The organism is Tunturiibacter gelidiferens (assembly GCF_014201335.1).
GTDB lineage: Bacteria > Acidobacteriota > Terriglobia > Terriglobales > Acidobacteriaceae > Edaphobacter > Edaphobacter lichenicola_E.
In genome coordinates, this window is record NZ_JACHEB010000011.1 from 61,356 (window position 1) to 86,171 (window position 24,816).

Consider the following 24,816-nt stretch of genomic DNA (forward strand, 5'->3'; position numbering starts at 1 on the left):
ACTTGCCAGACCAATCAGATCAGCAGCAAGGTGGCCAGACCGCGCAGATCAGCGGGACAGTGCAAATTAAGCAGAACACAGGAGACAAACAGCCTCCTCCGGAGGATTCGCACAAGCAGGAAGAGGACGACGCCCCTGAGAAAAAATCCGGCCGCAAGTTTATCGTCATCGCGGTGATTATCCTCCTTGTCATCGGAGCGGGAATCTTCTATTGGCGTTCAACCTTCAGCGAGGACACTGACGACGCCCAGGTGGACGGCGATCTCTATCAGGTAAGCTCCCGAGTTACCGGCCAGGTCATCAAGGTTTATGTCGAAGACAATCAGCAGATCAAAGTAGGCGATCCTATCGCCGAGATCGACCCGCGCGACTATCAGGTAGCGCTCGAGCAGGCCCAGGCTAACCTCGCTAGCTCGCAAGCCGCTGCGATCCAGGCGACGGTCAATGTGCCCATCATTGGCGTCAACGTTAACACCAGTGTCAGCACCACCGGCTCCGATGTCACTGGCAGTTCTGCAGCGGTGGAGCAGGCCCGCAAGCAAGCTCAGGCCGCAGAGGCTCGCGTCGTCGCTGCCAAGGCAACCGCGATCAAATCGCATCTCGACGTGGAAAGATACACCCCGCTGGTGGAGAAGGATGTCATCTCGAAGCAGCAATTTGACGCTGCTGTAGCGACAGATGCTGCGAATCAGGCATCTGTGCTGGAGGCTGAAGCTACGGTCATTGGGAATCAAGCTGCGGTGAGTCAGGCAATTCAAAAGCTTGCCCAGTCGCGTTTCCAAGCGGCGCAATCCGTCAAAACCGGCCCCGACCAAGTGCGTGTCCAGCAGGCGAAGGCGAACTCAGCTCTTGCCGACGTCAAGCAGGCGCAGGCGAAGGTCGATCAAGCTCTTCTCAACCTCGGCTACACCCACATCACCGCCCCCACCACGGGTATCGTCAACAAAAAGAACGTTCAGGTGGGTGTGAATCTCAGTATCGGACAAGATGTGCTGACGATCATCCCTCTGACTAACCTCTGGGTGACCGCAAACTTCAAGGAGACGCAGCTCTCAAAGATGAAGCCTGGCCAGCCAGTCACTCTCAAGGTCGATGCCCTGGGCGGTCGTAAGTTCCACGGTAAAGTAACCCAAATCGGCGGCGCTACTGGCTCGAGGCTCTCCCTGTTTCCTCCTGAAAACGCTACCGGAAACTATGTCAAGGTCGTCCAGCGAATCCCCGTTCGAATTGATTTCACGAATCTGCAACAGGAAAACGGCGACTATGCCCTGCGTCCAGGAATGTCGGTGACTCCGGATGTAGAGGTCAAATGATAAAGGGAAACCGAGCTGTTCTCTGCGGCATCTGAAAACTGGAAGGTTAGTTTACGAGGTGGAAAATGGCAGTTGCAATCAAGAAGGCAAGTTCGAGTAACGCGAACGTGGCGCCGCACTGGCATGCACACGCAAAGGAGATCCAGAAGTACGGCTCCGTGGTCGAGGATATCCCTCACCCGCTGAGTGCGAAGGTCCGGGCCGACATGGTCGCCCAGCTTAACCAGCTTCTGGCCGACTCCATCACCCTGCGTGACATGTACAAGAAGCACCACTGGCAGGTCTCCGGTCCGACCTTTTATCAGCTTCATCTTCTCTTCGACAAGCACTTTGATGAGCAGGTTGAGATGGTCGATACCATAGCCGAACGCGTCCAGTTACTCGGCGGCGTCACCATCGCTATGGGTGGGGATGTAGCCGAGGTCACCCGCCTCCAACGGCCGCCTCGTGGCAGGGAAGAAGTTCCGGTACAGATCTCCCGTCTCCTCGAGGCTCACAAGATCATCATTCAGAGCTGCCTAGACATCTCGGATTTGGCAGACAAAGCGGGAGATCAGGGAACAAACGATCTGGTGATCAGCGATATTCTCCGCCCCAATGAGCTGCAGTCTTGGTTCATTGGCCAGCATTTGGTGGAGATGCCGTTGATTCTTGAAAAATAGCCGAGGAGCACTCCTAAACTAGTTCGAATTCGATTTTTACGCTGAAGCAAGCAGCCCGGTCGCGCGAAGCCTCCGGGCTGTGTATGTTAAAGGCTGTGAGCCCGCATCCAACTGCTCGCTCCAATCATCTGTACTACATAAGCCTATGCCGATCGCACTCGCATTCTTCGTCCACTACGCCTACCTGATCGTCTTCCTTTGGGTATTGGTGGAGCAGGTCGGCATTCCTATTCCCAGTGTGCCGGTTTTGCTTACCGCTGGGACTCTTAGCGCGACACACACAGTCAGTCACCTCTATGTCGTCATTTCGGTTTTGTTTGCGTGCCTCATCGCGGACACCATCTGGTTCGCGCTCGGTCGCCGTTTTGGCAACAGTGTTTTGAAGCTGCTCTGTCGGCTTTCCTTTGAAGCTTCCACCTGTGTCAGCAAGACCGAGGGTTACTTCACTCGGCGCGGACCGGTCACTCTGCTCTTCGCGAAGTTCGTTCCGGGCCTCAGCACCGTTGCCGCGCCTATCGCTGGTCAAACCGGGATGCCCTATTCGAGGTTCCTTATGTGGGATCTTGCCGGCTCGTTCATTTGGGGGGAGACGTTCATTCTGGCCGGCCGGTTCTTCGGCGACGTTGCCAAAAAGAGCGCACCCTTCCTGCACTGGCTAGGCCACTTTGCCTTCCTCATCTTTGTCTTGATGGTCCTCGGGTTTCTCGGTCATCGCATCTGGAAGCAGCGCAAGTTCCTCCAGCAGGTTCGCGAACTGCGCCTCGAACCGAGCGAGTTGAAAGGGATGTTGGATGCGGCAGAGGCTGGCGGTTTGAAGCCTCCGTTCATCGTTGACCTGCGCCACCCACTGGACTATCTGCCGGATCCTCGGGTGCTTCCGGGAGCGCTCCGCATCGGTCCTAACGAACTCAAGCAGCACAGTGAGATTATTCCGCGTGATCGCGACGTGATCCTCTATTGCACCTGTCCCAGCGAAGAAACCAGCGCGAAGCTTGCCCTGCAGTTGCATAAGATGGGGGTATACCGGGTGCGTCCTCTCCGCGGTGGCTTCGATGGCTGGAAGGAAGCTGGTTACCCTCTGGTCGATTACGTCTCTGAGACGCCGAGTTCCGAGGTTGTGGAGAAGATCCTGCCGGCGAACTCCAACACTGCCGTACCGTCGATGTAAGTCGGCGAATGTCTCGGGTTCGACCCGCAGCGCCTCAAGCGCCCATCCGAAAATTAACGGTAATTATCGTTTGCACGTCAACGGGTTCTCCGTTTAATCGGTAAGGCCGATACCGCGCTCCTCGTATTGCCTCAATTGCGGCGCTTTGCAGCATCGTAGGCCCTCTGAGTACATGCAGACTTTCGATGGTTCCATTTCGCGAGATAACCGCCTCCACCACAACTGTCCCTTCAACATGGGCCGCTCTGGCGATTGCCGGATATCCCGGGCGAATCGGCGTGATCAACATCCCCTCCGAGACCCCAGAAGAGACGTCAATCCTTTTATGAGGAGTGCCCGAGCCGACCGTCACGCTGGGATGAGGTCCGCTCCCGCCGAGAAGTCCGCCGGGTAGCTCAGTGCGCATCCCCATTCCGCTGTCTGGAGCCAGAAGCGAAGGCTCTTCGCTCGCTGAAAAAACGCTGCTCGGGACCATAGTCGAGATGACTGGCGGGCGTGATAACTCAGGTGACGCTGCATTCGAAGCAGCTTCCGTTACTCGCTGCACGCGCACCGGTGGCTTAGGTGGTTTCGGAGGCGACGGAAGCAACATCTTTGGCGCTTCGATCTCAAACGATACCGCCTCCGGATGCAGCAAAGGCAACGCGATCACCAAACCGGCGACCGCAAACTGTAAGGTGATCGACGCCACAGTCGTCCACCGCCGGCTTGAAGAGATTTCACCAACACGCGACTCTACAAGACTGTCCTCAAACATAGAAGCACCCTCCAACGTCCGGATTTTAGGTGCGCCTCCAGCGAGGAATGCGGCCGTACTACGTTAGACACCTCCAACGCATCTATGTTCCCGCGCTGGTCATCGCGAGACGTGCACGATTTCATCGGCCGCGAATCAAGGCCAATTCTTTGCGGAGCATCATCACCAAAACTTCGACGCAAACGCGACACAACCGAAACCATTACCATAGGCTTGCAGCCTTAACCGACTGCAGCAGGAGAGGGAATTGGCCTACAACGATCTACGCGAATGGATTAAGCAGCTAGAAAAAGCCGGAGAACTAAAGCGCATCACCGCAGAGGTATCTCCAGATTTGGAGATGGCCGAGATTGCCGACCGCACTGCCAAGCTTGGTCGAGGCACACCCAAGGCCGGCGGCCCCGCACTACTCTTTGAAAACGTGAAGGGCTACCCGAGCGCTCGCGTCCTGATGAACCAGTTCGGCAGCGAACGCCGCATGAGGCTCGCACTAGAGACCGACTCGCTCGATGCCATCGCCGACCGTATCCGCACCCTCATCAAGCCACAGATTCCGACGAGTTTGATGGACAAGCTCAAGATGCTCCCCATCCTTGCTGAGGTAGGCAACTTCTTCCCCAAAGTAATCGCCGCTAAAGACGCGCCATGTAAGCAAGTCATTCGCCGTGGAGCAGACGTCAATCTTCTTGAGTTGCCCATCCTCAAAACCTGGCCGCAGGACGGCGGTCCTTTCATCACCCTTCCCTGTGTCATCACGCGCGACCCCAAATCCGGCAAGCGAAACGTCGGCATGTACCGCATGCAGGTGTACGACGGCAAGACCACCGGTATGCACTGGCAGCGACAGAAGGTTGCCGCCGAACACATGCGCGAACGCCTCCGCGAAGCTTCCCCGGACTCCGCCGCCCGTGTCGATCTCATGGCCATCACGTCGGGTGGAACAGCTGCCGCATCCTCCCTCGAAACCCTCAACGCAACAACGGTCACCAAGATTCGTGAAGACCGTATGGAGGTAGCCGTCGCCATTGGCACGGATCCTGCCACTACCTTCAGCGCCATCGTTCCTGCACCACCCGATGTCGAGGAGTACCTCATCTCCGGCTTTCTTCGCCAGAAACCCCTCGAACTCGTGCGAGCCGAAACCGTCGACCTCGAAGTTCCCGCTAATGCGGAGTACATCCTCGAAGGTTATGTTGAGTTAGGCGAACTCAGAACGGAAGGCCCGTTCGGCGATCACACTGGCTTCTACACCATGCAGGACGACTATCCCGTCTTCCATATAACGTGTATCACTCACAGGAAAGACCCCATCTACGCTGCAACGATCGTCGGCAAGCCTCCAATGGAAGATGCCTGGATGGGCAAGGCGGTCGAACGCATCTTTCTTCCGCTGATGCAGCTCACCATGCCCGAGATTGTCGATGTTAACCTTCCCCCCGAAGGCGTCTTCCATAACCTCATGATCGTTTCGATCAAAAAGTCCTACGCGGGCCACGCGCGAAAGATCATGAATGGAATCTGGGCCATGGGTCAGGCCATGTTCACCAAGTGCATCATCGTTGTCGACGAAGATTGCGATGTTCAGGACCTCGCGGAGGTCACGCTCCGCACCGCCAACAACATCGATCCCGAGCGTGATATCCAGTTCACCCTCGGGCCCGTGGACTCGCTCGACCATGCCAGTCGCCTGCCAAACTTCGGCAGCAAGATGGGCATCGATGCCACACGCAAATGGGCTGCCGAAGGCTTCACCCGGCCTTGGCCGCCCATGCTCACCATGGACGCGGAGGTAAAGTCGAAGATCGACGCACTCTGGAAAAAATTGGGGATTGAGTAGTCCGCTATCGTTACCTCGTCGTTTGTTCGGGTTAGCTCAGTTTTTGCGAATAGTAACGAGCAGAGCTTTCAGGTCACTATCCACAAAGAGAGAGGGGTGACACGATGTCAGCTAATCTCAACTTCGCAGATGTAAGGCTCAACTACGATCCCTCACAGCCCCAGCAGCGATTTCGCAATGCTGGCCTCGAAGCCGCGTTCCTGGCGCCAGCGGCTCAGCTTCCTCATGCGATCCCCTGGCCGGCAGGTGCAGCGCCGACGCCCATCACGCTCACTCCACTTCCGGTCGATACCGACGACCTGTCGCGCTTCGAAGGCTATGACGCGGTAGTGGTCACCTGGACCTCAGCGGAAGCCGCCGCACTAGCATCTCTCTTCACCCCCGCCAACCCAACCAGTACCTGGTTTCTCTATCGCCACAACGTCGCCCAATATATCCCCTTAGTGACGGGGAATGTAGCTCCCTTCAACGACAACACGCCCGAGATGGCCCGGTACTATCACACCCTCGCCCTCTACTTCCCCTGCCAGATAGGCAAAGCAAAAGTTCTTCTAGTCAAGAGCGGTTTGCATCTGGACTACGATGGCCGGCAACTCCAGTGAAGAAGCTGATGACCGAAATCGCGCAAACAGTTCGTCCCAAGCTTTTCATCACGACCGGCACTGGCGGCGGCATCGGATCCGAAGTGCTGTTGGGAGACGTTGTCATTGCAGGCGAGGTGCGCTTCGACTGTCGTACCCAGTTCAAGAACGAGCCTTGGCACGATGCGGTCTTCTCCCCGTCGAAGTTACCCGCTGGCGCTCTCGCGGCCATCACGCCGGCACTCACTCAACCAAATGCCTCGCGCATTCCGAACGCCAGAGCGACTCCAAAGATATGGAGCTCCGCCAGCGATGCAATTGTCACAACCGACTTCTTCGCCTTCGATGACTCCACGAACTTTTACAAGCTACAAGGTCTCGGGCAAGCCTGCGATATGGGCGACGCTATGGTCGCCAGCGCGCTACAGGGCATTCCGAATCTCTCCTGGCATGCCATTCGCAACGCGTCCGATCCTCAGATCCCTAATCCCACCAACAGCATCAAACAGGCTGGCGACGCAGCGGCTCAGATATATGCAAAATATGGCGGCTTGACGACCGCTGCCAGTGTCATCTCCACATGGGCCGTCATCCACTCCGCAACTCATTAGAGCGAGGTCGAGGTCATTCCGCGCTTTTCACCGTAATCGCGCTCAGATTCCGTACCCACCGCTGCGGCTTCTTATCTTCGCTGTCGACAAGCTTCAATTGTCCATCTTCCCCTAGCGGCTTGCCTCCCATGCTGGTCGCAACGATCACGTTCCCGTTATGTTCGGAGCCCTCAATCTCCGTCACCGAATACAACACCCAATATTTGTCCATCCCCTCAGCTACGAGGTAGCTCCGTAGCATCTTCCGGTGGGTCGTTTTTTCCACTGGAAACCCATACTTCGCAAGCAGATCCCCCAGCAGCACCCCAGTGTAGGTCTCATCTGTCTTCGTATGTTCGTTATGCACGGTCACGGTCTTCTGGGGCATCGTAGCCAGGTCAACAACAGACAGCGTAGTCGCCTTACCATCCACCGTCAGTACCAGGCTCGTTGAAGGCTGCGTAGTAGCGTGCTGGTGCTCCGCTATGCCCCCGTTCGGTACAGTCTGAGCGTGAGCCTCTGCGGCGCTCACTCCTGCAAAGCAAAGGCTTACCAGCAGCGGGATTGTCAGGGAGGCTCTTTTCATGGCTTCCAGCCTATAGCGCCCCCGTCGTATACTCAAGGTATGTCTATCGTCCGCGACGCCGCAGCCATTGCCAAGGGAATGAGCATCACGCTGAAGCAGGCCTTCCAGCCGACCGAAGTCGAGAACTATCCTGACGGCAAAGGTCCTATGCGCGGAGCGAAGTTTGAGGAGCGCTTCCGCGGCAAGCACCAGCTGCAACGCGACGAGAACGGCCTTGAGAAGTGTGTGGCCTGCTTCCTCTGCGCTGCCGCCTGCCCTTCGAACTGCATTTACATCGAAGCTGCGGAGAACACTGAAGAAGTACGCATCTCCTCCGCCGAGCGCTACGCTAAGGTCTACAACATCGACTACAACCGGTGTATCTTCTGCGGCTACTGCGTCGAAGCATGTCCCACCGACGCCATCACGCATGGCCACGGCTTTGAACTCGCCAGCCTCAACGCTACCACCCTGGTCATGCGCAAAGAAGACCTCCTGATTCCCAATCCCATGCTTCCGGACGTTGTCCGCTCGGACAAAGACCAAGCCGAAATTCTCGCTTAAACCTTCAGGATAAAGTTTCAATCAGCGGCAAGTCTTTAGGGACTTGCCGGACTTCGCCGGGCGCCAACGCACTGCGCAACGAAGCAAGGACATCTAATACCAATGACCAAAGCCAACCAACATCCTCTTGAAAAGATTATGGAGAGCCGAATTGCCATCATCGACGGAGCGATGGGAACGACGATCCGTACCTATGGCATGAAGGAGTCAGACATTCGCGGGGAGCGATTCAAAGACTCTACCAAGGATCTGTTGAACAATGGCGATCTCTTCTCCCTCACTCAGCCAAAGATGATCTGTGATATTCATCGCAGGTTTCTTGAGGCGGGAGCAGACATCATCGAGACGAATACATTTGGGGCGACCAGTATCACTCAGAGCGAGTTCTTCGTAGACGATCCGCGAGAGCACGGTGGCCGGAAGGATCCCGAGTTTTACCAGAAGATCATTGACGATCCTATGCTTGACAACCTCGCGTGGGAGATCAATGAGCAATCAGCGTTGCAGTGCCGGGAGTGGGCAGATCGTGTCGGCACCGCAACTTCGCGCCAGCGGTTCGTAGCGGGAGCCATCGGTCCGCTAACCGTCTCTCTCTCGAACTCGCCCGATGCCGATGATGCGGGCTTCCGTGTAGTCACCTTCGATCAGGTCAAGGTCTCTTACATGCAGCAAGTGCGTGCCCTCATCGCCGGTGGCGTAGATCTTCTCCTTGTCGAGACGATCTTTGATTCGCTCAACGCCAAGGCAGCGCTCGTCGCCATTCGTGAGGTGTTTGATCAAGACGGCAAAGAGCTTCCGGTGATGATATCGGCGGCGGTAGGACGTGGTGGCGAGACTCTGATCTCGGCACAAACAACCGAAGCGTTCTGGAACGCGGTCGAGCATGCGAAGCCACTGTCGGTTGGTCTCAACTGCTCCCTTGGACCGGATCTGATGTATCCGTTTCTTGAGGAACTCTCGGAGAAGGCGAACGTGGCGATCTCATGCTATCCGAATGCCGGTTTGCCGAATCCGCTTTCGGAGACCGGGTTCGACCTCGGGCCACCGGACATGGCACGTTATCTCGGTGATTTTGCACGCCAAGGAATGATCAATATTGCAGGCGGTTGCTGCGGCAACACCCCCGAACATATCGCAGCTATCGCGAAAGCGCTCGAAGGGATGCCTCCGCGAGAGCTAGTCCGGAACGGGAGAGCAGCATGAGCTTGGTCACCGAGCCTAAGCCGCTCCGTCTGTCCGGATCCCAACCCTTTACCCAGCAGCCCGGCGTTTACATCATGATCGGCGAGCGCACCAATGTGGCAGGTTCGCCCAAGTTCGCGAAGCTCGTCAAAGAAGGCAAGTACGAGGAAGCTGTCAGCGTTGCTCGTCAGCAAGTTGAAAATGGAGCAAACGTCCTCGACATCTGTATGGACGAGGGCATGATCGACGGCGCTGTTGCTATGACTCGCTACCTGCAGTTGTTGGGGAGCGAACCCGAAGTGGCCAAGGTGCCGTTCATGGTGGACTCCTCGAAGTGGGAGGTCATCGAGGCGGGGCTTAAGTGTTTGCAGGGAAAGGGGATCGTAAACTCGATCTCGTTGAAAGAGGGCGAAGAAAAGTTTCGTAACAACGCTGCCGCAGTGCTGAAATATGGTGCCGCGGTAGTGGTGATGGCCTTCGATGAACAGGGTCAGGCTGCGACCTACGAAGACAAGATCCGCATTTGCGAGCGAGCCTATCGCATGCTGGTCGATGAGGTCGGTTTCCCGCCAGAAGACATCATCTTCGATCCGAACATTCTTACCGTGGCGACCGGCATGGAGGAGCATAACAACTACGCGGTTGATTTCATCAACGCCACCCGATGGATCAAAGCCAACCTGCCCCATGCGAAGGTCAGCGGCGGCGTCTCGAATATCTCCTTCAGTTTTCGAGGCAACAACAAAGTTCGCGAAGCCATGCACTCTGCGTTTCTTTATCATGCAATCGGCGCAGGCATGGATATGGGCATCGTCAATGCCGGCATGCTCGAGGTCTATGAAGAGATTGAGCCTGAACTGAAAGAACTCGTCGAGGATGTACTGCTCAACCGTCGTCCCGACGCAACGGAACGCCTGGTCGATCATGGCGAAAAACTCAAGAACGTCGGCGCAGTAGTAAGTGAAAAAAAGGCCGAAGAATGGCGCAACGGCACCGTCGAAGAGCGCCTCTCTCACGCGCTCGTCAAGGGCATCGATACTTACATCGAAATTGACGCAGAAGAAGCTCGAGTCAAGCTAGGTCGTCCTCTGTTGGTCATCGAAGGCCCGTTGATGGCGGGAATGAGCGTGGTGGGAGATCTCTTCGGAGCAGGCAAGATGTTCCTGCCTCAGGTGGTCAAGTCTGCCCGCGTGATGAAGAAGGCCGTGGCGCACTTGACGCCGTTTATGGAGGCCGAGAAGGCTGCTCTGGAGGCATCTGGCCAGGTCGTCAAGGCGCAGGGCAAGATCGTACTTGCAACGGTCAAAGGTGACGTCCACGATATCGGCAAGAACATCGTCGGTGTCGTTCTCGCCTGCAACAACTACGAAGTCATCGACATGGGTGTGATGGTTTCGAGCGAAAAGATTCTTGAACGCGCCAAGGCGGAGAAAGCGGATATCGTTGGCCTTAGCGGCCTCATCACACCGTCGCTCGACGAGATGGTGCATGTGGCGCGGGAGATGGAGCGTCAAGGGTTCAAGCAACCATTGCTGATCGGCGGAGCGACAACGAGCCGGGCACACACAGCCGTGAAAATTGCGCCTCACTACAGTCAGCCGGTGATCCACGTGCTCGATGCGAGCCGCGCTGTACCGGTGACGACCAGTTTACTGAGTGAAGATGGCAACGCCACGTTTGTTACTGCGTATCGTGCAGAATATGAGGCAGTTCGCAAAGCACACTCCGCGCCCAAACAACCGGTCGTTTCCCTTGAGGCTGCGCGCGCAAGGCGGACTCCAATAAAATGGCGGTCTGAGGACCTGCCTAGTCCTGCGTTCACCGGCATTCGCGTGCTGCTCGACAACTTTCCCCTCGCTACGCTGCGCGAATTCATTGACTGGTCGCCGCTCTTCCATACCTGGGGACTGAAAGGCATCTACCCGCGCATCTTCGATGACGAGCGGCAAGGTGTCGAAGCGAAGAAGGTATTCGATGATGCCAATGCATTGCTGGACCGCATCATCAATGGGAACCTGATTACTGCTCGCGGGGTTTACGGCTTCTTTCCTGCCAACGCCGTGGGTGACGACATTGAGTTGTATACCGATGAGTCGCGCACAACCCCCCTCGATCGTTTCCACTTCCTCCGCCAGCAGGCAAATAAGGAAGGCAGTGAACCTTGCCGATCGCTCGCTGACTTCATCGCGCCCAAACAAACCGGACTAGCCGATCACATCGGCGCGTTCGCGGTGACCAGTGGGATCGGCCTAAAGGAACTCTGTGACCGCTTCAGGGCTGAGAACGATGATTACAACGCGATCATGGCGGAGGCTGTTGCCGATCGCTTGGCCGAAGCCTTCGCAGAATGCCTGCACAAGCGCGTGCGTGATGAGTGGGGTTACGGGCTTGAGGAAGGTTTCAGTCCAGCGGATCTCATTCAGGAGAAGTATCGCGGTATCAGGCCGGCCGCAGGCTACCCGGCGTGCCCGGATCACACGGAGAAGGGGACGCTCTGGCATTTGCTAGATGTCCAGGCCAACACTGGCATGCAGATTACGGAGTCCTTCGCGATGTGGCCCGGATCGAGCGTGAGCGGTCTTTATTTTGCGCACCCGGAATCACGATACTTTAGCCTCGGCAAGATCGACCGCGATCAGGTCGACGACTATCACCAACGCAAGGGAATGAGCGTGGCCGAGGTAGAGAGATGGCTCGGCCAAAATCTGAACTACGACCCTCGCCAATAGGCACCACATCTCGGAGCAGAAGGCAGCCCGTAAGTCTTATATTGCCTACCCAACATAGGGGCAAACCGGCACGGGTCCTGCTGAATCTTCGATAAAATAATAAAAAACCCTCTCGCAGGGGTTTCTTGAGCGGACTATCACGACCGTCCGCCCTGCGTTCCCTCTCCGGAGCGCACACCTTGAACGAAAGTAAGAAAACAATGGAAACTCCGACCAGCAACAAGCGCGCCGTCCTGCATATCTGTACTCGCGAGACGATCCGCCCTCTCCGTGACCAGGTTCTTCGCCTCTCAGGATTTGTCGTAGACTCCACCCTTAACCACACCGAAGGTCTTTCCATGTTCTGGGCGCGACAGTATGATCTCGTTCTGATCGACGTGGAAGGCGAAGAGAGAATACCGCAGGCCGAAAAAATGTGTTCCGAGATCAAAACGGCTCAGCCCGAACAATTGGTTGCCTTCGTCTGCAACTGGCGCGTCGCTATTCTCACCGACTGTCCGGACGAGATCGTTCGCACAGAGTTCGATCCCGCGGCCTTCGCGCAGGGGGTCTGCGATATCATTCCCCCGAACGGCGATCAAATCCTAAGCTAAAGCTGCGGCACCGGAATCGTCCGTTTGTCTGCACTCACGATCGTTTTTGGCTTAGTCGTCGCGCTTGGTTGATTCTGGGGTGTTGCGGTCGGCACTACAGCTTCGGCGTCTGGCTGTTCGTGACTGCAGCAGCCTGTGTCGGCTGAGCAGCCGGAGCGCCCTGACTTGAACTGCCTGTAACTGCCGCCGTAGTCATCGTACCGGTCTTCTTTGCGGTCGCAGTCGTCGCACTCTGTGCCACCGCGAACGAACCAGCCAGCAACAACACACTCAACGCGAAGTTTCCGGCGAACTCGAACTCCCTCTTCATCGATGACGTCTCCTCCACCAGGTTTGTACTCGCCATCTGCCCAGTACACCCACCCACCCGCTCGTCGTCGATACAACTTCTGCATCAAATTCTTCCACAAGTTGCGACCCCGCCCGGCCTGTGATACAAACGATGTATTCCAGTCTGCTTCGGCAGATTTGAATTTCATGCAGAGTGGTTGAGGGACGAGCCCTTTGACGCCACGACAACCGGACAGAACAAAGACGTACCGGTGTCAACTCTCTCCTGGGAGCCTTTTGGCCTACAGGGAACATGAGATTCGGAGCACGCAAGCCCGAATTCCAGGTTTGCACCCCGCATTTCAACTTCCCAGCCTAACCGGCAACCCCCAAACAAGAGAGTAAGCGCAAAAGTTCACCCTTTCCCCTCGGAAAGAGCACGATGAACTACTCCTGTAGCCGGTATGAGCTGAAGTGCAACGAGTGCGGCAAGCGGTTCGGCAACCAACCTCTCTCCGCCTGCCCCGATTGCCTTGCCCCTCTCGAAATTACCTACGACCGCGAGGCTGCCCGGCACCTTTTCACCAAGGAAAACATCGCAGCCGGTCCGGCCAACATCTGGCGCTACGCGGCTCTCCTCCCGATCCCAGACGGCTTCCAGCCCGATCTCCCCGTAGGCTTCACGCCACTCGTCCGCGCCAAGAATCTCGGCAAGCGAATCGGCGCGGCGAATCTCTACGTCAAAAACGACGCCGTCTGCTTCCCAACTCTCAGCTTCAAAGATCGTGTCGTCTCTGTAGCCTTGGCCAACGCGCAGAAGTTTGGCTTCGACATCGTAGGCTGCTCCTCTACCGGCAATCTCGCCAACTCAGTTGCTGCGCAAGCCGCTCGCCTGGGCCTCAAGGCCACCATCCTCGTCCCCGCAGACCTCGAGCCCGCCAAGATCCTCAACACCCTTGTCTATGGCGCACGCCTCGTTCGCATCGACGGCAACTATGACCACGTCAATCGTCTGTGCACCCAGATTGCTGACGAGTACGCATGGGGCCTGGTCAATGTAAACCTTCGCCCGTACTACGCCGAAGGCTCCAAGACCGTCGGCTATGAGATCGCCGAACAACTCGGCTGGCGTCTTCCCGACAACGTCGTCGTTCCGATGGCCGGTGGCTCGCTCATCCGAAAAATTCGCAAAGCTTTCAACGAACTCATTTACCTAGGCCTCGTCGAAGAAAAACCGGTTCGCTTCTTCGGAGCTCAGGCCTCTGGCTGCTCGCCGATCTCGGTCGCCGTCAAAGAGGGAACCGACACCATCGAACCACAGCGTCCCAATACCATCGCCCGCTCGCTTGCCATTGGCAACCCCGCCGACGGCCCCGCCGCCGCCAAGATGATCCGCAGCAGCGGCGGCTGGGCGGAGGACGTCTCCGACGTCGAAATCGTCTCTGGCATACAGGAACTCGCCGAAACCGAAGGCATCTTCACCGAGACCGCTGGCGGCGTCACCACCGCCGTCACCGCTCGCCTCTACGCCGACGGCCGCATCTCGGCGAATGAGACCACGGTCACTTGCATTACGGGCAACGGACTCAAGACCACCGACGCACTCATCGGCCGTTATCAACAGGAACGCGCAGTCCGCCCGCGGCTAGCAGACTTTGACGCCTACCTCCGCGAACTCGACGGAATCACAGAGCTGGAACTGACCACCGCAGGAGCCCTCTAATGTCAATCAAAGTGACTCTTCCTACTGCCTTCATCCGCCACACCGATGGCCGCAAGCACTTCAACTCCGCGGCTTCAAATCTTCCTGGTCTCATCGCCGACATCGACCAGACCTTTCCGGCGCTATCGACCCAGATCAAGGACGAAGAGGGCAAGCTTCGCCGCTTTATCAACATCTACGTCAACGACGAAGATATCCGCTTCCTAGGCGGCGAAACCTACGCTTTCCAGGACGGCGACGAGATCATGCTGATCCCCTCTATCGCCGGCGGAATCGCCTGACCGGAAATGGTCTTCCCGTGCAGCAGCGAAGAGACGCTTCAGCGCTACATGAGCTGTCAAGCAACTTCATAGTTTCTGCTTAAGGAGAAAGCCTTCGATCCGATCCGCGATCTCTCCGCCATGCGTCTCCAGGGCGAAGTGGCCGGTGTCCAATAAATGTGTCTCGAGATTCTTCAGATCGCGACTGTATGGGGCTGCACCTTCAGGCGGAAAGATGAAATCGTTCTTGCCCCAGACAATGAGTGTGGGCGGCTGATACTTGCGGAAGAAGGCCTGAAACTCCGGGTACAGCGGCACATTGGATCCATACGAGAGAAAGAGATCCATCTGTATGTCGAGATTCCCAGGACGGTCCAGCCCGACTTGATCTAAAACCCAAGCCGTCGGATCGAGCAATGTCTTGTCGGCCACTCCGGTTTCGTATTGCCATTGGGTTGACTTTTGATCGACCAGAAAGTTGAGTGCCTTCCGGTTCTCCGGCGTGGGATCAGCCCAATACGTCTTTATCGGATTCCAGAATTCGAGTAGTCCCTCCTCATATGCGTTGCCATTCTGCACGACGAGAGCCTGCACCCGATCGGGTAAACGCAACGCAAGCCGATAACCGATGGGCGCGCCGTAGTCCATCACATATAGCGAATATCTCGTGAGGTTCAGTGCCTTGACGAACCCCTCCACGATGTTCGTCAGATTCTCAAACGTATAAGCAAAACTCTTGTGGTCGGGCATGCTGCTCAAACCAAATCCGGGGTAGTCGGGAGCCACGACGTGGAATGAGTTCGCAAGCAACGGAATCAGATTACGAAACATATTCGACGAAGTGGGAAATCCGTGGAGGAGAAGGATCGTAGGCGCGGATTCTGGGCCTGCTTCTCGGTAGAACACGTCTTGTTCGTTCACTCGAACCGTTTTGTAGTGAACAGGGAATCGTGCAGAAGTGGGCGTAGTTGTCATCGAGCATCTCCATTTCAATAAATTTGCAGGGATGACGAAAGCCACCCCAATATATCCAGGCCCTTACGATTACGCTGATTGGAGCGTTCAGAGAGAAAGAACGATGCCGGAAAAAATGGGGAAGTTATGGATGAAACAAAGCCCAACTTCCGAGTTTAGCCAGCAATTTAGCTATAGATTGGCTGCTCGCAGCGATAATTTTGGCTGAAGGAGCAACGATTCAGCGCCAAAGCACCTCATATGACTTGTAGCCATACCGCGACCCGCGGCAACTTGTAGCAAGAAAGAAGGTCACTTATGTTTCTCATTCTGGCTGTCGTTTTGGTATTGCTTTGGCTTGGTGGGTTTTTCGTTCTTCACGTGAGCAGCTTCCTCATTCATCTTCTGCTGATCTTTGCTTTAATCTCGATCATCATGAATTTTGTTAGCGGCAGACGCACCGTCTAGCTCGAAATGAACAAACATCCAAGACAAAGGCCGAACCCATCGGGGCTCGGCCTTGTTGTTGAACTAGTTAAATCTACTGATGCGCGATAGGCTGAGGAATCTCGATCCCAGCTGAAGGCATAACGTTTGCGAGGGCTTCAGGAGTTTCTTCCTGCAGTTCGGGGAGATTGCCCTCAAGCGCAAGTTTCAGCACCTGATCCATCTCCTCGACAAAATGCAGCTTCATGCTTGTCTTAAGCAACTCAGGAAGATCCGCCATGTCCTTGCGGTTTTCCTCAGGCAGAATTGCTTCGAAGATTCCGGCCCGATGCGCGGCTAACAGCTTTTCCTTCAGGCCGCCGATCGGAAGCACCTTGCCGCGCAGCGTGATCTCACCGGTCATAGCAATATCCCGTCTCACTTTGATCTTGGTAAGCGCACTCGCAAGCCCAGTGGCTAGCGTAATGCCAGCCGACGGACCATCCTTCGGAATCGCTCCCTCCGGTACGTGCACATGAATATCCACGTTCTTATAAAAATCCTTCGCCAAACCGAGATGATGGGAGCGCGAACGAATATAGGTCAAAGCAGCCTGGGCCGATTCCTGCATCACATCGCCGAGTTGCCCAGTCGCGGTCATCTTGCCTTTGCCGTCGAGCACCTGGACCTCGGTTTGAAGGATTGTCCCACCCATCTCCGTCCAGGCGAGGCCCGTGACAAGACCAACCTCGCTCTTCTCATGCACCTGCGAGTCGCGGAACTTCGCTACGCCTAGAATTTCCCCAAGGTTCTCCCCGGTGATTGTCTCCTTATGCTCCGCGCCGTTCTTCACCACGCGTCGAGCAACCTTCCTGCACACATTTCCGATCTCGCGTTCCAGATTCCTAACACCAGCCTCGCGCGTATAGCCACGAATGATTAGCTTCAGTGCGTCGTCTTCGAAGATGATCTGTTCGTCCGTCAGCCCAGTGGCTTCCCGCTGTTTCTTCACCAGGTACTGCTTGGCGATCTCCAGCTTTTCAATCTCGGTATATCCATGCAAACGCAGAATCTCCATGCGATCCTGCAACGGCCCCGGAATCGTATGCAGCACATTCGCCGTCGCGACGAACAAAACCTGCGACAAGTCGTATTCAACGTCCAGATAGTGGTCTTGGAACGAAGTGTTCTGCTCCGGATCAAGTACCTCCAGCAGAGCACTTGCTGGGTCGCCGCGGAAGTCCGAAGCCATCTTGTCGATCTCATCCAGCATAAACACCGGATTCTTGGTCCCAGCCTTCTTCATCGACTGGATAATCTGTCCCGGCAACGCCCCAATGTAAGTTCGACGATGCCCGCGAATCTCGGCCTCATCCCGAACGCCGCCCAGCGACAGGCGCACAAACTTACGGCCCGTAGCTTTGGCAATCGACATCCCCAGCGAAGTCTTTCCTACACCCGGAGGCCCAACGAAGCAGAGAATCGATCCCTTCGGATTCTTCACCAGCTGACGAACCGCAAGGAACTCAAGGATCCGTTCCTTGATCTTCTCCAGCCCGTAGTGATCTTCGTTCAAAATCTGTTCTGCATGCTCGATCGACCGAATCTCCTTCGACCGCTTCTTCCAAGGCACAGCGAGCAACCAGTCCAGATAGTTCCGCGACACGGTAGACTCAGCCGACATTGGGGGCATCGCCTCCAACTTCTTCAGCTCCTGAAGCGACTTCTCCAAAACGTCCTTCGGCATCGCCGCTGCTTCAATCTTCTTCTTCAGCTCATCGAACTCTGACTTCTCTCCGCGACCAAGCTCCTTCTGAATAGCCTTGATCTTCTCGTTGAGGTAGTACTCCTTCTGAGCCTTCTCCATCTGCCGCTTTACACGCGACTGAATGGTGCGATCCATATTCAGCTTTTCGATTGCCACATCGAGCACATCCGCAACTTTCGTCAGCCGGTTCTCCGGATCGAAAACTTCGAGAAGCTGCTGCTTCTCTTCGATAGACAGTTGCAGATTCGCCGCAATCGTGTCCGCCAATTTGGCAGGCTCATCCGCGCGCACACTCGCCGCCATCGTCTCGTAGTTCAACGACTGCTGCAGCTTCACATACTGCTCAAACAGAGAGTGGACCCGCTGCATCAACTGCTCCACCTGGGGAGTCATCTCCAGCTGCGTCTGGCCGGTGCGAACCGTCGCTACGAAAAAGCCATCGATATCATTGATCTCAGTCGCGCGTGCCCTCTCGACACCCTCAACCAGCACCTTGATGTTTCCGTCCGGCATCTTGACGCTCTGAACGATGTTGCCAATCGTTCCCGTCTCGTAGATATCGTCTGCATTTGGCTCGTCCACGGAAGCGTCGTGCTGCGTTGCAAGAAAGATCTTCCGGTCACCCGATAGCGCCTCTTCCAAGGCCCGAACGCTGGACTCGCGTCCTACGACAAAAGGCGTCATCATATGGGGAAAGATGACCATGTCACGAATGGGCATCATCGGAAGTTTGCGAACATCGCCGCTTAGCGCTTTTTTTGGTTGATTTGTCATCTCTCTCCAATTAGACGTTAAAACGCCGGAAATGATGCAACGGCGTCGCGGCTTCAGGTGATTGTAATTCCTCGGACGGTATAAAGGTATTACACAAAATGCGCCCGATCAAAATTGAAACCGCAATCCGCTTTTAAGCAGCAATCGCAACGACAGATTAAGCCGTTGCGACACACTGAACATCGAAAAAATCAAATTAAACACAACAATACGTAGCAATCCGCGTTCCACAACCGCGTATTTCCTTAACCTGCTTTTTCCAATAGCATCGGGAGAGTCAGACTGTGTTTCTTTACCATCTCCGCTGTGATCGAAAGCTCTTTGACCTTCTTGTTCCCCGGAACGTAATACATCAAATCCAGCATCAACTCTTCCAGAATCATCCGCAGACCGCGCGCTCCAACCTTCCGTTGCAGGGCCTCACGAGCGATCTCTCGCGCAGCCTCTTCGGTGAAGATCACCTTCACACCCTCGTAGTCGAATAGCTTCGTGTATTGCTTCAAAATCGCATTGCGCGGCTTGGTCAGAATCTCGACTAGGGCTACTTCATCCAATTCGTCCAGGATGCCGAGTACCGGCAACCGGCCAACAAACTCTGGAATCAACCCGTACTTCAACAAATCCTGCGGCTCTGCTTGACGCAGCAGTTCTGCATCTCGCTGAGCCCGAATCGGCGTTACATCTCCATCTTTCGCGTCGGGATCGGCAATGGCCTTGAACCCCAGTGCCTTCTTGCCAATCCGTCGCCCGATCACCTTCTCGAGACCAACAAACGCTCCCCCGCAGATGAAGAGGATATTTGTCGTATCAACAGCAGTAAACTCCTGGTGGGGATGCTTCCGTCCACCTTGGGGTGGGACATTGGCAACCGTCCCCTCCAACAGCTTCAACAGGGCCTGCTGTACTCCCTCACCCGAAACATCACGGGTAATTGAGGGGTTCTCATCCTTGCGCCCAATTTTGTCGATCTCGTCGATGTAGATAATCCCGCTTTGCGCACGCTGCACGTCGCCGTCTGCAGCCTGCAAAAGCTTCAGGATGATGTTCTCAACGTCTTCGCCTACATAACCCGCCTCGGTCAGGGTGGTGGCGTCCACAATCGCAAACGGCACATCCAACATCTTGGCCATCGTCTGCGCGAGCAATGTCTTTCCAGAACCCGTAGGGCCTACCAGCAGAATATTCGACTTCGCGAGTTCCACATCGTTGCCGCGGGTCTTGTTCATCTGAATGCGCTTGTAGTGGTTGTAGACCGCCACTGCGAGCTTCTTCTTCGTCTGGTCCTGCCCGATGACGTACTCATCGAGAAACGCCTTTACCTCCTGAGGCTTAGGCAAGTGAGCAGGCGCTGCACCTGGCTGCGTTTCAGTGCGATCATCTTCCAGAATCGAGTTGCAGACCGCCACGCACTCATCACAGATATATGCCCGTGGATAGTCCGAAGGAGATGAGATCAGCTTGGCAACGGCGTCCTGCGATTTATGGCAGAAAGAACAGCGAAGAGATTCGTCTGAGCCCCGTGAAGTTTTCATAGATGCGACTACTCCTGAGTCGTGCGCGCAACAAAGTCTTACTGTAAGTTTACACCCGATTCAACTTACAAAGCATGGTTCGAGGGTGCACGACAGTACCCCGAAATAGTCATATACGCAAGAGCCCGAACCGTTGGCCCGGGCTCTTGCAATCCAAGTGCCGTAGTTATGTGCGAGGCCGATCGATGATGTCGTCGATAATCCCGTACTCCTTCGACTGCGCGGCCGTCATAATGAAGTCGCGCTCCACATCTCGCTCGATCCGCTCCAGCGTCTGGCCCGTGCTGGCGCTCATCAGCTTGTTCGTAATCTCGCGAATCCGCAGAATCTCCCGCGCGTGAATGTCGATATCGGTAGCCTGACCGCTCAAGCCCCCCATGGAAGGCTGATGGATCAGGATTCGCGAGTTCGGTAGGGCAAATCGCTTGCCTTTCTTGCCCGCCATCAACAAAAACGCGCCCATGCTGGCAGCCTGCCCTATGCAGAAGGTCACCACATCGTTTTTGATGTACTGCATCGTGTCATAGATCGCCAGGCCGGCCGTGATCGATCCACCTGGCGAGTTGATGTAGAGCTGAATGTCCTTCTCCGGGTCCTCGCCGCTCAAAAACAGCATCTGCGCAATGATCACATTCGCGATGTTGTCATCGATTGGTGTTCCCAGAAAAATGATGTTGTCCCGCAGCAGACGGCTGTAAATGTCGTAGGCGCGTTCGCCCCGGCTCGTCTGCTCGATCACCATCGGTACTAGTCCCATAACACTCTCTTTCTTTCTGTCCGTTAGCAATCCGACAACTTCACTCTACGACGCCAGCTTCTCGTAGAGCACGCTTCCAGTCTTCTCGCGCCGCATCTGCTCGCGAATCCGGTCCAGACCGCCATCGTTCGACAACCTGTCACGAAGGGTCTCCAATGGCTCACGCGATTGAATCGAGAGCAACAACAGCTCGCGCTCCAGATCCTCTTCGCTCAACGTGACACCCTCCACCTCGGCGATGCGGTCGAGGATCATCGAAACCTTCACCTCGTTCACCGCGAGATCGCGCTGTGAGGCGCGCAACTGCTGGAAGTCGAGCTTGCGCATATCCTCAACCTTCATGCCCTGTTGAGCCAACGCACGCAGACCGCGATCCAGCCGTGCCTCGATCTGTTGCTGCACGAACGCCTCCGGAACAGGGAACTGGAACTTCTCGATGAATTCTCCAAGCATCTTGTCCTTCGCGGCATTCTCGAGGGCGCTCTTCTTGCGATCCGACGTATGCTCGCGGAGTTTCGTCTCGAACTCATCCCAGCTCTCGTAGTTGCCCAGCTGCTTGGCGAACTCCGCATCCCGCTCAGGGAAGCTCTTATGCTTGATGCCTTTCACGGTCACGTCGTAGCTCACCGTCTGGCCCGCAAGACGCCGCTCGCCGAAGTCCGCCGGATAGTCCACCTCAAACTTCAGCTCCTGCCCAGCTTTCGCTCCGCGCAGCGCTTCATTGAAGGCAGCCAGCGTATTCTTCCCGCCAATCTCGATCAGCACATTCTCGCCCGTAATCGGTTCGTTGGTCGAAGCGTTCTGCACTCCATCCTCGGTCACCGTCTGCGCCAGATCCTTGATATCGCCGCGGAACTGGATCTCCGCCCAGTCGCCATCTACCAGCGGCCGATCTTCTTCCACCGGCTCAACCGTCGCATGGCTATCGAGCACGCGGGCCAACTCTGCGGCGTACTCCTCATCGGTCAACGCAGCCTCAGGCTTCGTCACCGAAACATTGTCGTAGCCCGCAATGTCGATCTCAGGAGCGACTTCAAACGCTGCCTTGAACTTCAACGGCTGTCCGTCGAATAACTGCAGATCCAGCAACTGTGGCTCCGACACAGGGCGAAGCTTCTGTTCGTCGATCGCCTTACGGAAACGCTCCGACACCAGGCTCTCCAGAACCTCTTGTCGAACTTCCTTGGCAAACTTCGACCGCACCAGCGTTTCAGGTACCTTGCCTGCACGGAAGCCAGGGATCCTCGCCAGCTTCTGGTACCGTTTCACCACGGTCTTGAAGCTCTTCGACACCTCATCCGCGCCAACCTCCACTTCAATCTCGCGGGTCAGTTCGGGGTTCAGTGCGGGTGCATGCTGATGCGCATGCTCATGGTCGTGAGCGTGGTCATGATGTTCGTGCTCATGCGTAGTCGCTACTTCTGGCTGCAGCTCTGCAGTCCCATTTGTCTCTGTCATCTCAGTCGGGGTCAAATCCATGCCTTCCAGTCAGCGTCTGTTTATGCCGCACCGTCGCCGATACCCTGACGAGCGCGATCCACGCCTCTTATCTACTGTACGAGTCCGGGACTGAGGGGGTCAAACCTCGCGCCATCTTTCGCTCTCTTCCGGTCGACCCGAAGCCGCAATCCGATCGTTCAATCCACGGAGAAGTGCTCTAAAAGTGCTCGGGCGAGGCCGCGCTCAGCGAGAATATCTCTAGCCGAATCCTCCACTGGGTTGACTGCCCCGGCTGTAGCACCACCATCCCGGTATCTTCCTGTTTGGCCCACTCTCGCCCGAACGGATCGTCGTAGTTAAACTGCGGCTCGATCGAAATATACGATCCATCGAGCGGAGCGTACACCCGCAAAGCCTTGATGGTAGGTGACGTCGCGGTGATTCGCAGCCCGTAGTCGCTCTCCGGATCGCGCAACTCTGCTACCGGCCCATCTGCCATCATGCCCCGCTTCAACTGCACAAAGCTGTCGTCGAGATTCAAGGCGCCTAGTTGAGCTCCATTCCGGCCTGTAAAGTCATACTCGGTCCCTGTAACCGGCAGCAGGCGGCCACTCAGTTCACCGGTGCGGCGATCCTTCACCTCCGCTCGCAGTCCCTCCGGCAGTCGCAAAACCATCTGCCCGCGATGCCCGCTAAGAATGGCAAACCTCGGGTGCCAACCGATCCCGATCGGCTCCGCAGTATCGCCGATGTTATGGGCGACGATCCGGATCTCAATGAGCCGGCCGCTTAGCTCGACCGTCGTAGTAATCTCCGTTTGCGAGAGCCAGTGGCCATCAAAATTTCCGGGCCGAAACGTTGCTCTTGCCTCTCCTCCATCCGGCATAGTACTCGTCTTTACCGAGGTGGAGGGTTCCTTCAGCAGCAGACCGCCGGCGGCTACCGCACCGTCCAGCCCATAGCTATCCTTCACGCCCGTCGGCAGGTTCAAATGAACTCCTCGCCATACAGCCGTCAGATCGGTCCCATCCGGTGCCCGCGTCCCCGACAGACGGCCTGCCCAGGGCATTTCAATCGCCGCGCCCATCGCCAGGCTCTTTGCTCCTGTAGCGTCCTCCCCACCGCCGCCCAACTGTTCCGTCGCTTCGCTCACTGGCGGCGAGGCAAGCAGATTCACCTCGCCCTTCTGTGGAAGATAAGCAGAAATCTGCAGCATATTCATCCCGCGTCCTGGCAGTATAGTAGCCGACAGAAACTCGGGGCCGCTTCCACCTATCATCTGCGTGCGCTGCAGTTTGATAACCTCCTGCCCACCCGGACGAAACACAACATCCTGATTCGGCTTAGCCCGAAGCTGCTTCTTGAGCATCGCAAACTGTCCCAGTCTGTGGGTTCGCCATCCAAAGGCCAAACCCGCCAGCAGCAACGTCAAAACCAGCATAGTCAGCATGCCGGAGCGCATCACTGCCACATGCCATATGCTTCTGCGACGCTTAGCGGCCCACTCTTTCAGGAGCGCCCAATACATCCTGCTCAGTCTCGGATCTTCCAACTTCCCGCCTATTCCCGTCGTGACATACGAACATCATTCTACTTAGTTGTTTGACGCACCCACCGTCTAGACCGTCTGCCTGCAACTATCATTAGAAAAGTGACGCCAGCCAACACACAAACTACGTCCCCACTCCTGCTGCAGATTCGCGAAACCATCATCTCTTGCGAGCGCTGCCCACGCCTTCGCGATTACTGTCGTGGTATTGGCGAAACCAAACGTCGCGCCTACCTTGACCAGACCTACTGGTCGCGTCCCGTACCTGGCTTCGGCGATCCTCGAGCCCGAATCTTGATCCTCGGTCTCGCCCCAGGTGCTCATGGAGCCAACCGCACTGGCCGTCCGTTCACCGGCGACGGCTCCGGCGACTTCATGTATCCGGTCCTCCACGAACTCGGGCTTGCCAGCAAGCCCCGCGCTGTCACCCGCGACGACGGCCTCAAGCTCCGTCACGCATGGATCGCTTCCGTCGTCCGCTGCGCCCCGCCCGGCGACAAGCCTCTCCCGCAGGAGATTCGCAACTGCGGCACCCACCTCGCCCAGGAGATCCAGGCCCTCCCGCGCGTGCGCGTCGTCGTGTGCCTCGGAAAGATTGCTTTCGATGGATATATGGCCTTTCTCTTGCAAACAGGCGTCATCACCAGAAAATCTGACTACCACTTCTCGCACGGAGCCGAATATCTTCTACCGAATGGTCTGCATCTTCTCGCCACTTACCACCCATCTTTGCGTAACACCAACACCGGTCGCCTGAACCGCGTGATGTTCACGCGCGTTTTTCTGCGGGCAAGGGAACTGGCCGGATTGTCTATCTAAAGC

The 24,816-nt window shown here is 56.3% G+C and carries 23 protein-coding genes and 1 riboswitch; of the genes, 14 read left to right on the top strand and 9 right to left on the bottom strand.

Annotated features, from left to right (window positions below):
* The first annotated feature begins 2 nt into the window (after positions 1–2).
* The 3 genes from HDF14_RS20140 (at position 3) to HDF14_RS20150 (ending at position 3,143) form a co-directional block, all read left to right on the top strand.
* Positions 3–1,313 carry an HlyD family secretion protein gene (locus HDF14_RS20140; protein ID WP_183980283.1) on the top strand — a complete coding sequence of 437 codons (1,311 nt, stop codon included), beginning with the start codon at positions 3–5 and terminating at the stop codon, positions 1,311–1,313.
* 65 nt (positions 1,314–1,378) lie between these two features.
* Positions 1,379–1,975: a Dps family protein gene (locus HDF14_RS20145; RefSeq protein ID WP_183980285.1), complete on the top strand. Its 597-nt coding sequence runs from the start codon at positions 1,379–1,381 to the stop codon at positions 1,973–1,975.
* Between the two features lie 145 nt (positions 1,976–2,120).
* Positions 2,121–3,143 (top strand): VTT domain-containing protein, encoded by a 1,023-nt coding sequence (locus HDF14_RS20150; protein ID WP_183980287.1) that lies wholly within the window; start codon positions 2,121–2,123, stop codon positions 3,141–3,143.
* Between the two features lie 34 nt (positions 3,144–3,177).
* On the opposite strand, the gene HDF14_RS20155 is transcribed toward HDF14_RS20150, so the two are convergent.
* The gene (locus HDF14_RS20155) at positions 3,178–3,900 is read right to left on the bottom strand and encodes an energy transducer TonB (protein WP_183980289.1); all 723 of its coding nucleotides are present in this window, start codon (positions 3,898–3,900) and stop codon (positions 3,178–3,180) included.
* Positions 3,901–4,147: 247 nt separating this feature from the next.
* On the opposite strand from HDF14_RS20155, the gene HDF14_RS20160 reads away from it, so the two are divergent.
* The 3 genes from HDF14_RS20160 to HDF14_RS20170 all read left to right on the top strand — a co-directional run bounded on the left by HDF14_RS20160 (position 4,148) and on the right by HDF14_RS20170 (position 6,929).
* The gene (locus tag HDF14_RS20160; protein ID WP_183980291.1) at positions 4,148–5,737 is read left to right on the top strand and encodes a UbiD family decarboxylase; all 1,590 of its coding nucleotides are present in this window, start codon (positions 4,148–4,150) and stop codon (positions 5,735–5,737) included.
* 104 nt (positions 5,738–5,841) lie between these two features.
* Entirely contained in the window at positions 5,842–6,339 is a 498-nt protein-coding gene (locus HDF14_RS20165; RefSeq protein WP_183980293.1) for a hypothetical protein, read from the top strand.
* 8 nt (positions 6,340–6,347) lie between these two features.
* Positions 6,348–6,929 (top strand): hypothetical protein, encoded by a 582-nt coding sequence (locus HDF14_RS20170; RefSeq protein WP_183980295.1) that lies wholly within the window; start codon positions 6,348–6,350, stop codon positions 6,927–6,929.
* 13 nt (positions 6,930–6,942) lie between these two features.
* On the opposite strand, the gene HDF14_RS20175 is transcribed toward HDF14_RS20170, so the two are convergent.
* Positions 6,943–7,494: a molybdopterin-dependent oxidoreductase gene (locus HDF14_RS20175; RefSeq protein WP_183980297.1), complete on the bottom strand. Its 552-nt coding sequence runs from the start codon at positions 7,492–7,494 to the stop codon at positions 6,943–6,945.
* A 39-nt stretch (positions 7,495–7,533) separates the two neighbouring features.
* Here HDF14_RS20175 and HDF14_RS20180 point away from each other — a divergent pair, with 39 nt between their 5' ends.
* From HDF14_RS20180 to HDF14_RS20195, 4 genes are all read left to right on the top strand, one after another.
* Positions 7,534–8,037: a NuoI/complex I 23 kDa subunit family protein gene (locus HDF14_RS20180; RefSeq protein ID WP_183980299.1), complete on the top strand. Its 504-nt coding sequence runs from the start codon at positions 7,534–7,536 to the stop codon at positions 8,035–8,037.
* 102 nt (positions 8,038–8,139) lie between these two features.
* Positions 8,140–9,240: a homocysteine S-methyltransferase family protein gene (locus HDF14_RS20185; protein ID WP_183980301.1), complete on the top strand. Its 1,101-nt coding sequence runs from the start codon at positions 8,140–8,142 to the stop codon at positions 9,238–9,240.
* Positions 9,237–11,948: a methionine synthase gene (gene metH / locus HDF14_RS20190; RefSeq protein WP_183980303.1), complete on the top strand. Its 2,712-nt coding sequence runs from the start codon at positions 9,237–9,239 to the stop codon at positions 11,946–11,948. The genes HDF14_RS20185 and metH overlap by 4 nt, the downstream gene beginning before the upstream one ends.
* Positions 11,949–12,148: 200 nt before the next feature.
* Entirely contained in the window at positions 12,149–12,541 is a 393-nt protein-coding gene (locus tag HDF14_RS20195; protein WP_183980304.1) for a hypothetical protein, read from the top strand.
* A gap of 94 nt (positions 12,542–12,635) precedes the next feature.
* Here HDF14_RS20195 and HDF14_RS20200 read toward each other — a convergent pair whose 3' ends face one another.
* Positions 12,636–12,851 carry a hypothetical protein gene (locus HDF14_RS20200; protein ID WP_183980305.1) on the bottom strand — a complete coding sequence of 72 codons (216 nt, stop codon included), beginning with the start codon at positions 12,849–12,851 and terminating at the stop codon, positions 12,636–12,638.
* Between the two features lie 162 nt (positions 12,852–13,013).
* Positions 13,014–13,131, top strand: a riboswitch (SAM riboswitch).
* 122 nt (positions 13,132–13,253) lie between these two features.
* On the opposite strand from HDF14_RS20200, the gene thrC reads away from it, so the two are divergent.
* Together thrC and HDF14_RS20210 are read left to right on the top strand one after the other, a co-directional pair.
* Positions 13,254–14,534 (top strand): threonine synthase, encoded by a 1,281-nt coding sequence (thrC, locus tag HDF14_RS20205; RefSeq protein WP_183980306.1) that lies wholly within the window; start codon positions 13,254–13,256, stop codon positions 14,532–14,534.
* Entirely contained in the window at positions 14,534–14,815 is a 282-nt protein-coding gene (locus HDF14_RS20210) for a MoaD/ThiS family protein (RefSeq protein ID WP_183980307.1), read from the top strand. Before thrC ends, HDF14_RS20210 begins: the two co-directional genes overlap by 1 nt.
* Before the next feature lie 66 nt (positions 14,816–14,881).
* Here HDF14_RS20210 and HDF14_RS20215 read toward each other — a convergent pair whose 3' ends face one another.
* A complete protein-coding gene (locus tag HDF14_RS20215; RefSeq protein WP_183980308.1) occupies positions 14,882–15,769 on the bottom strand; it encodes an alpha/beta fold hydrolase in 888 nt (295 codons plus the stop codon).
* A 297-nt stretch (positions 15,770–16,066) separates the two neighbouring features.
* On the opposite strand from HDF14_RS20215, the gene HDF14_RS20220 reads away from it, so the two are divergent.
* Entirely contained in the window at positions 16,067–16,216 is a 150-nt protein-coding gene (locus tag HDF14_RS20220; protein WP_183980309.1) for a lmo0937 family membrane protein, read from the top strand.
* 73 nt (positions 16,217–16,289) lie between these two features.
* On the opposite strand, the gene lon is transcribed toward HDF14_RS20220, so the two are convergent.
* The 5 genes from lon to HDF14_RS20245 all read right to left on the bottom strand — a co-directional run bounded on the left by lon (position 16,290) and on the right by HDF14_RS20245 (position 23,973).
* Positions 16,290–18,716, bottom strand: coding sequence for an endopeptidase La (gene lon / locus HDF14_RS20225; protein WP_183980310.1), 2,427 nt, complete (start codon positions 18,714–18,716; stop codon positions 16,290–16,292).
* 245 nt (positions 18,717–18,961) lie between these two features.
* Complete coding sequence (gene clpX / locus HDF14_RS20230; RefSeq protein ID WP_183980311.1) at positions 18,962–20,248, bottom strand: ATP-dependent Clp protease ATP-binding subunit ClpX; 1,287 nt, start codon at positions 20,246–20,248, stop codon at positions 18,962–18,964.
* Positions 20,249–20,414: 166 nt separating this feature from the next.
* The gene (gene clpP, locus HDF14_RS20235; RefSeq protein WP_256369948.1) at positions 20,415–21,035 is read right to left on the bottom strand and encodes an ATP-dependent Clp endopeptidase proteolytic subunit ClpP; all 621 of its coding nucleotides are present in this window, start codon (positions 21,033–21,035) and stop codon (positions 20,415–20,417) included.
* Positions 21,036–21,050: 15 nt separating this feature from the next.
* Complete coding sequence (tig, locus tag HDF14_RS20240) at positions 21,051–22,484, bottom strand: trigger factor (protein WP_260698442.1); 1,434 nt, start codon at positions 22,482–22,484, stop codon at positions 21,051–21,053.
* A gap of 178 nt (positions 22,485–22,662) precedes the next feature.
* On the bottom strand, positions 22,663–23,973 hold the full coding sequence (locus HDF14_RS20245) for an aldose 1-epimerase (RefSeq protein ID WP_183980312.1): 1,311 nt from the start codon (positions 23,971–23,973) through the stop codon (positions 22,663–22,665).
* Positions 23,974–24,096: 123 nt separating this feature from the next.
* Here HDF14_RS20245 and HDF14_RS20250 point away from each other — a divergent pair, with 123 nt between their 5' ends.
* Positions 24,097–24,813: a uracil-DNA glycosylase gene (locus HDF14_RS20250; protein ID WP_183980313.1), complete on the top strand. Its 717-nt coding sequence runs from the start codon at positions 24,097–24,099 to the stop codon at positions 24,811–24,813.
* Positions 24,814–24,816: the final 3 nt, after the last annotated feature.

Excerpts from the sequence above, each read along its gene's own strand:
- HDF14_RS20175 (WP_183980297.1), bottom strand. The coding sequence starts at position 7,494 with ATGAAAAGAGCCTCCCTGACAATCCCGCTGCTGGTAAGCCTTTGCTTT.
- thrC (WP_183980306.1), top strand. The coding sequence starts at position 13,254 with ATGAACTACTCCTGTAGCCGGTATGAGCTGAAGTGCAACGAGTGCGGC.
- clpX (WP_183980311.1), bottom strand. The coding sequence starts at position 20,248 with ATGAAAACTTCACGGGGCTCAGACGAATCTCTTCGCTGTTCTTTCTGC.
- HDF14_RS20200 (WP_183980305.1), bottom strand. The coding sequence starts at position 12,851 with ATGAAGAGGGAGTTCGAGTTCGCCGGAAACTTCGCGTTGAGTGTGTTG.
- tig (WP_260698442.1), bottom strand. The coding sequence starts at position 22,484 with ATGGATTTGACCCCGACTGAGATGACAGAGACAAATGGGACTGCAGAG.
- HDF14_RS20180 (WP_183980299.1), top strand. The coding sequence starts at position 7,534 with ATGTCTATCGTCCGCGACGCCGCAGCCATTGCCAAGGGAATGAGCATC.
- HDF14_RS20165 (WP_183980293.1), top strand. The coding sequence starts at position 5,842 with ATGTCAGCTAATCTCAACTTCGCAGATGTAAGGCTCAACTACGATCCC.
- HDF14_RS20155 (WP_183980289.1), bottom strand. The coding sequence starts at position 3,900 with ATGTTTGAGGACAGTCTTGTAGAGTCGCGTGTTGGTGAAATCTCTTCA.
- HDF14_RS20145 (WP_183980285.1), top strand. The coding sequence starts at position 1,379 with ATGGCAGTTGCAATCAAGAAGGCAAGTTCGAGTAACGCGAACGTGGCG.
- metH (WP_183980303.1), top strand. The coding sequence starts at position 9,237 with ATGAGCTTGGTCACCGAGCCTAAGCCGCTCCGTCTGTCCGGATCCCAA.
- HDF14_RS20195 (WP_183980304.1), top strand. The coding sequence starts at position 12,149 with ATGGAAACTCCGACCAGCAACAAGCGCGCCGTCCTGCATATCTGTACT.
- HDF14_RS20210 (WP_183980307.1), top strand. The coding sequence starts at position 14,534 with ATGTCAATCAAAGTGACTCTTCCTACTGCCTTCATCCGCCACACCGAT.
- HDF14_RS20170 (WP_183980295.1), top strand. The coding sequence starts at position 6,348 with ATGACCGAAATCGCGCAAACAGTTCGTCCCAAGCTTTTCATCACGACC.
- HDF14_RS20220 (WP_183980309.1), top strand. The coding sequence starts at position 16,067 with ATGTTTCTCATTCTGGCTGTCGTTTTGGTATTGCTTTGGCTTGGTGGG.
- lon (WP_183980310.1), bottom strand. The coding sequence starts at position 18,716 with ATGACAAATCAACCAAAAAAAGCGCTAAGCGGCGATGTTCGCAAACTT.
- HDF14_RS20150 (WP_183980287.1), top strand. The coding sequence starts at position 2,121 with ATGCCGATCGCACTCGCATTCTTCGTCCACTACGCCTACCTGATCGTC.
- HDF14_RS20215 (WP_183980308.1), bottom strand. The coding sequence starts at position 15,769 with ATGACAACTACGCCCACTTCTGCACGATTCCCTGTTCACTACAAAACG.
- HDF14_RS20245 (WP_183980312.1), bottom strand. The coding sequence starts at position 23,973 with ATGTATTGGGCGCTCCTGAAAGAGTGGGCCGCTAAGCGTCGCAGAAGC.
- HDF14_RS20185 (WP_183980301.1), top strand. The coding sequence starts at position 8,140 with ATGACCAAAGCCAACCAACATCCTCTTGAAAAGATTATGGAGAGCCGA.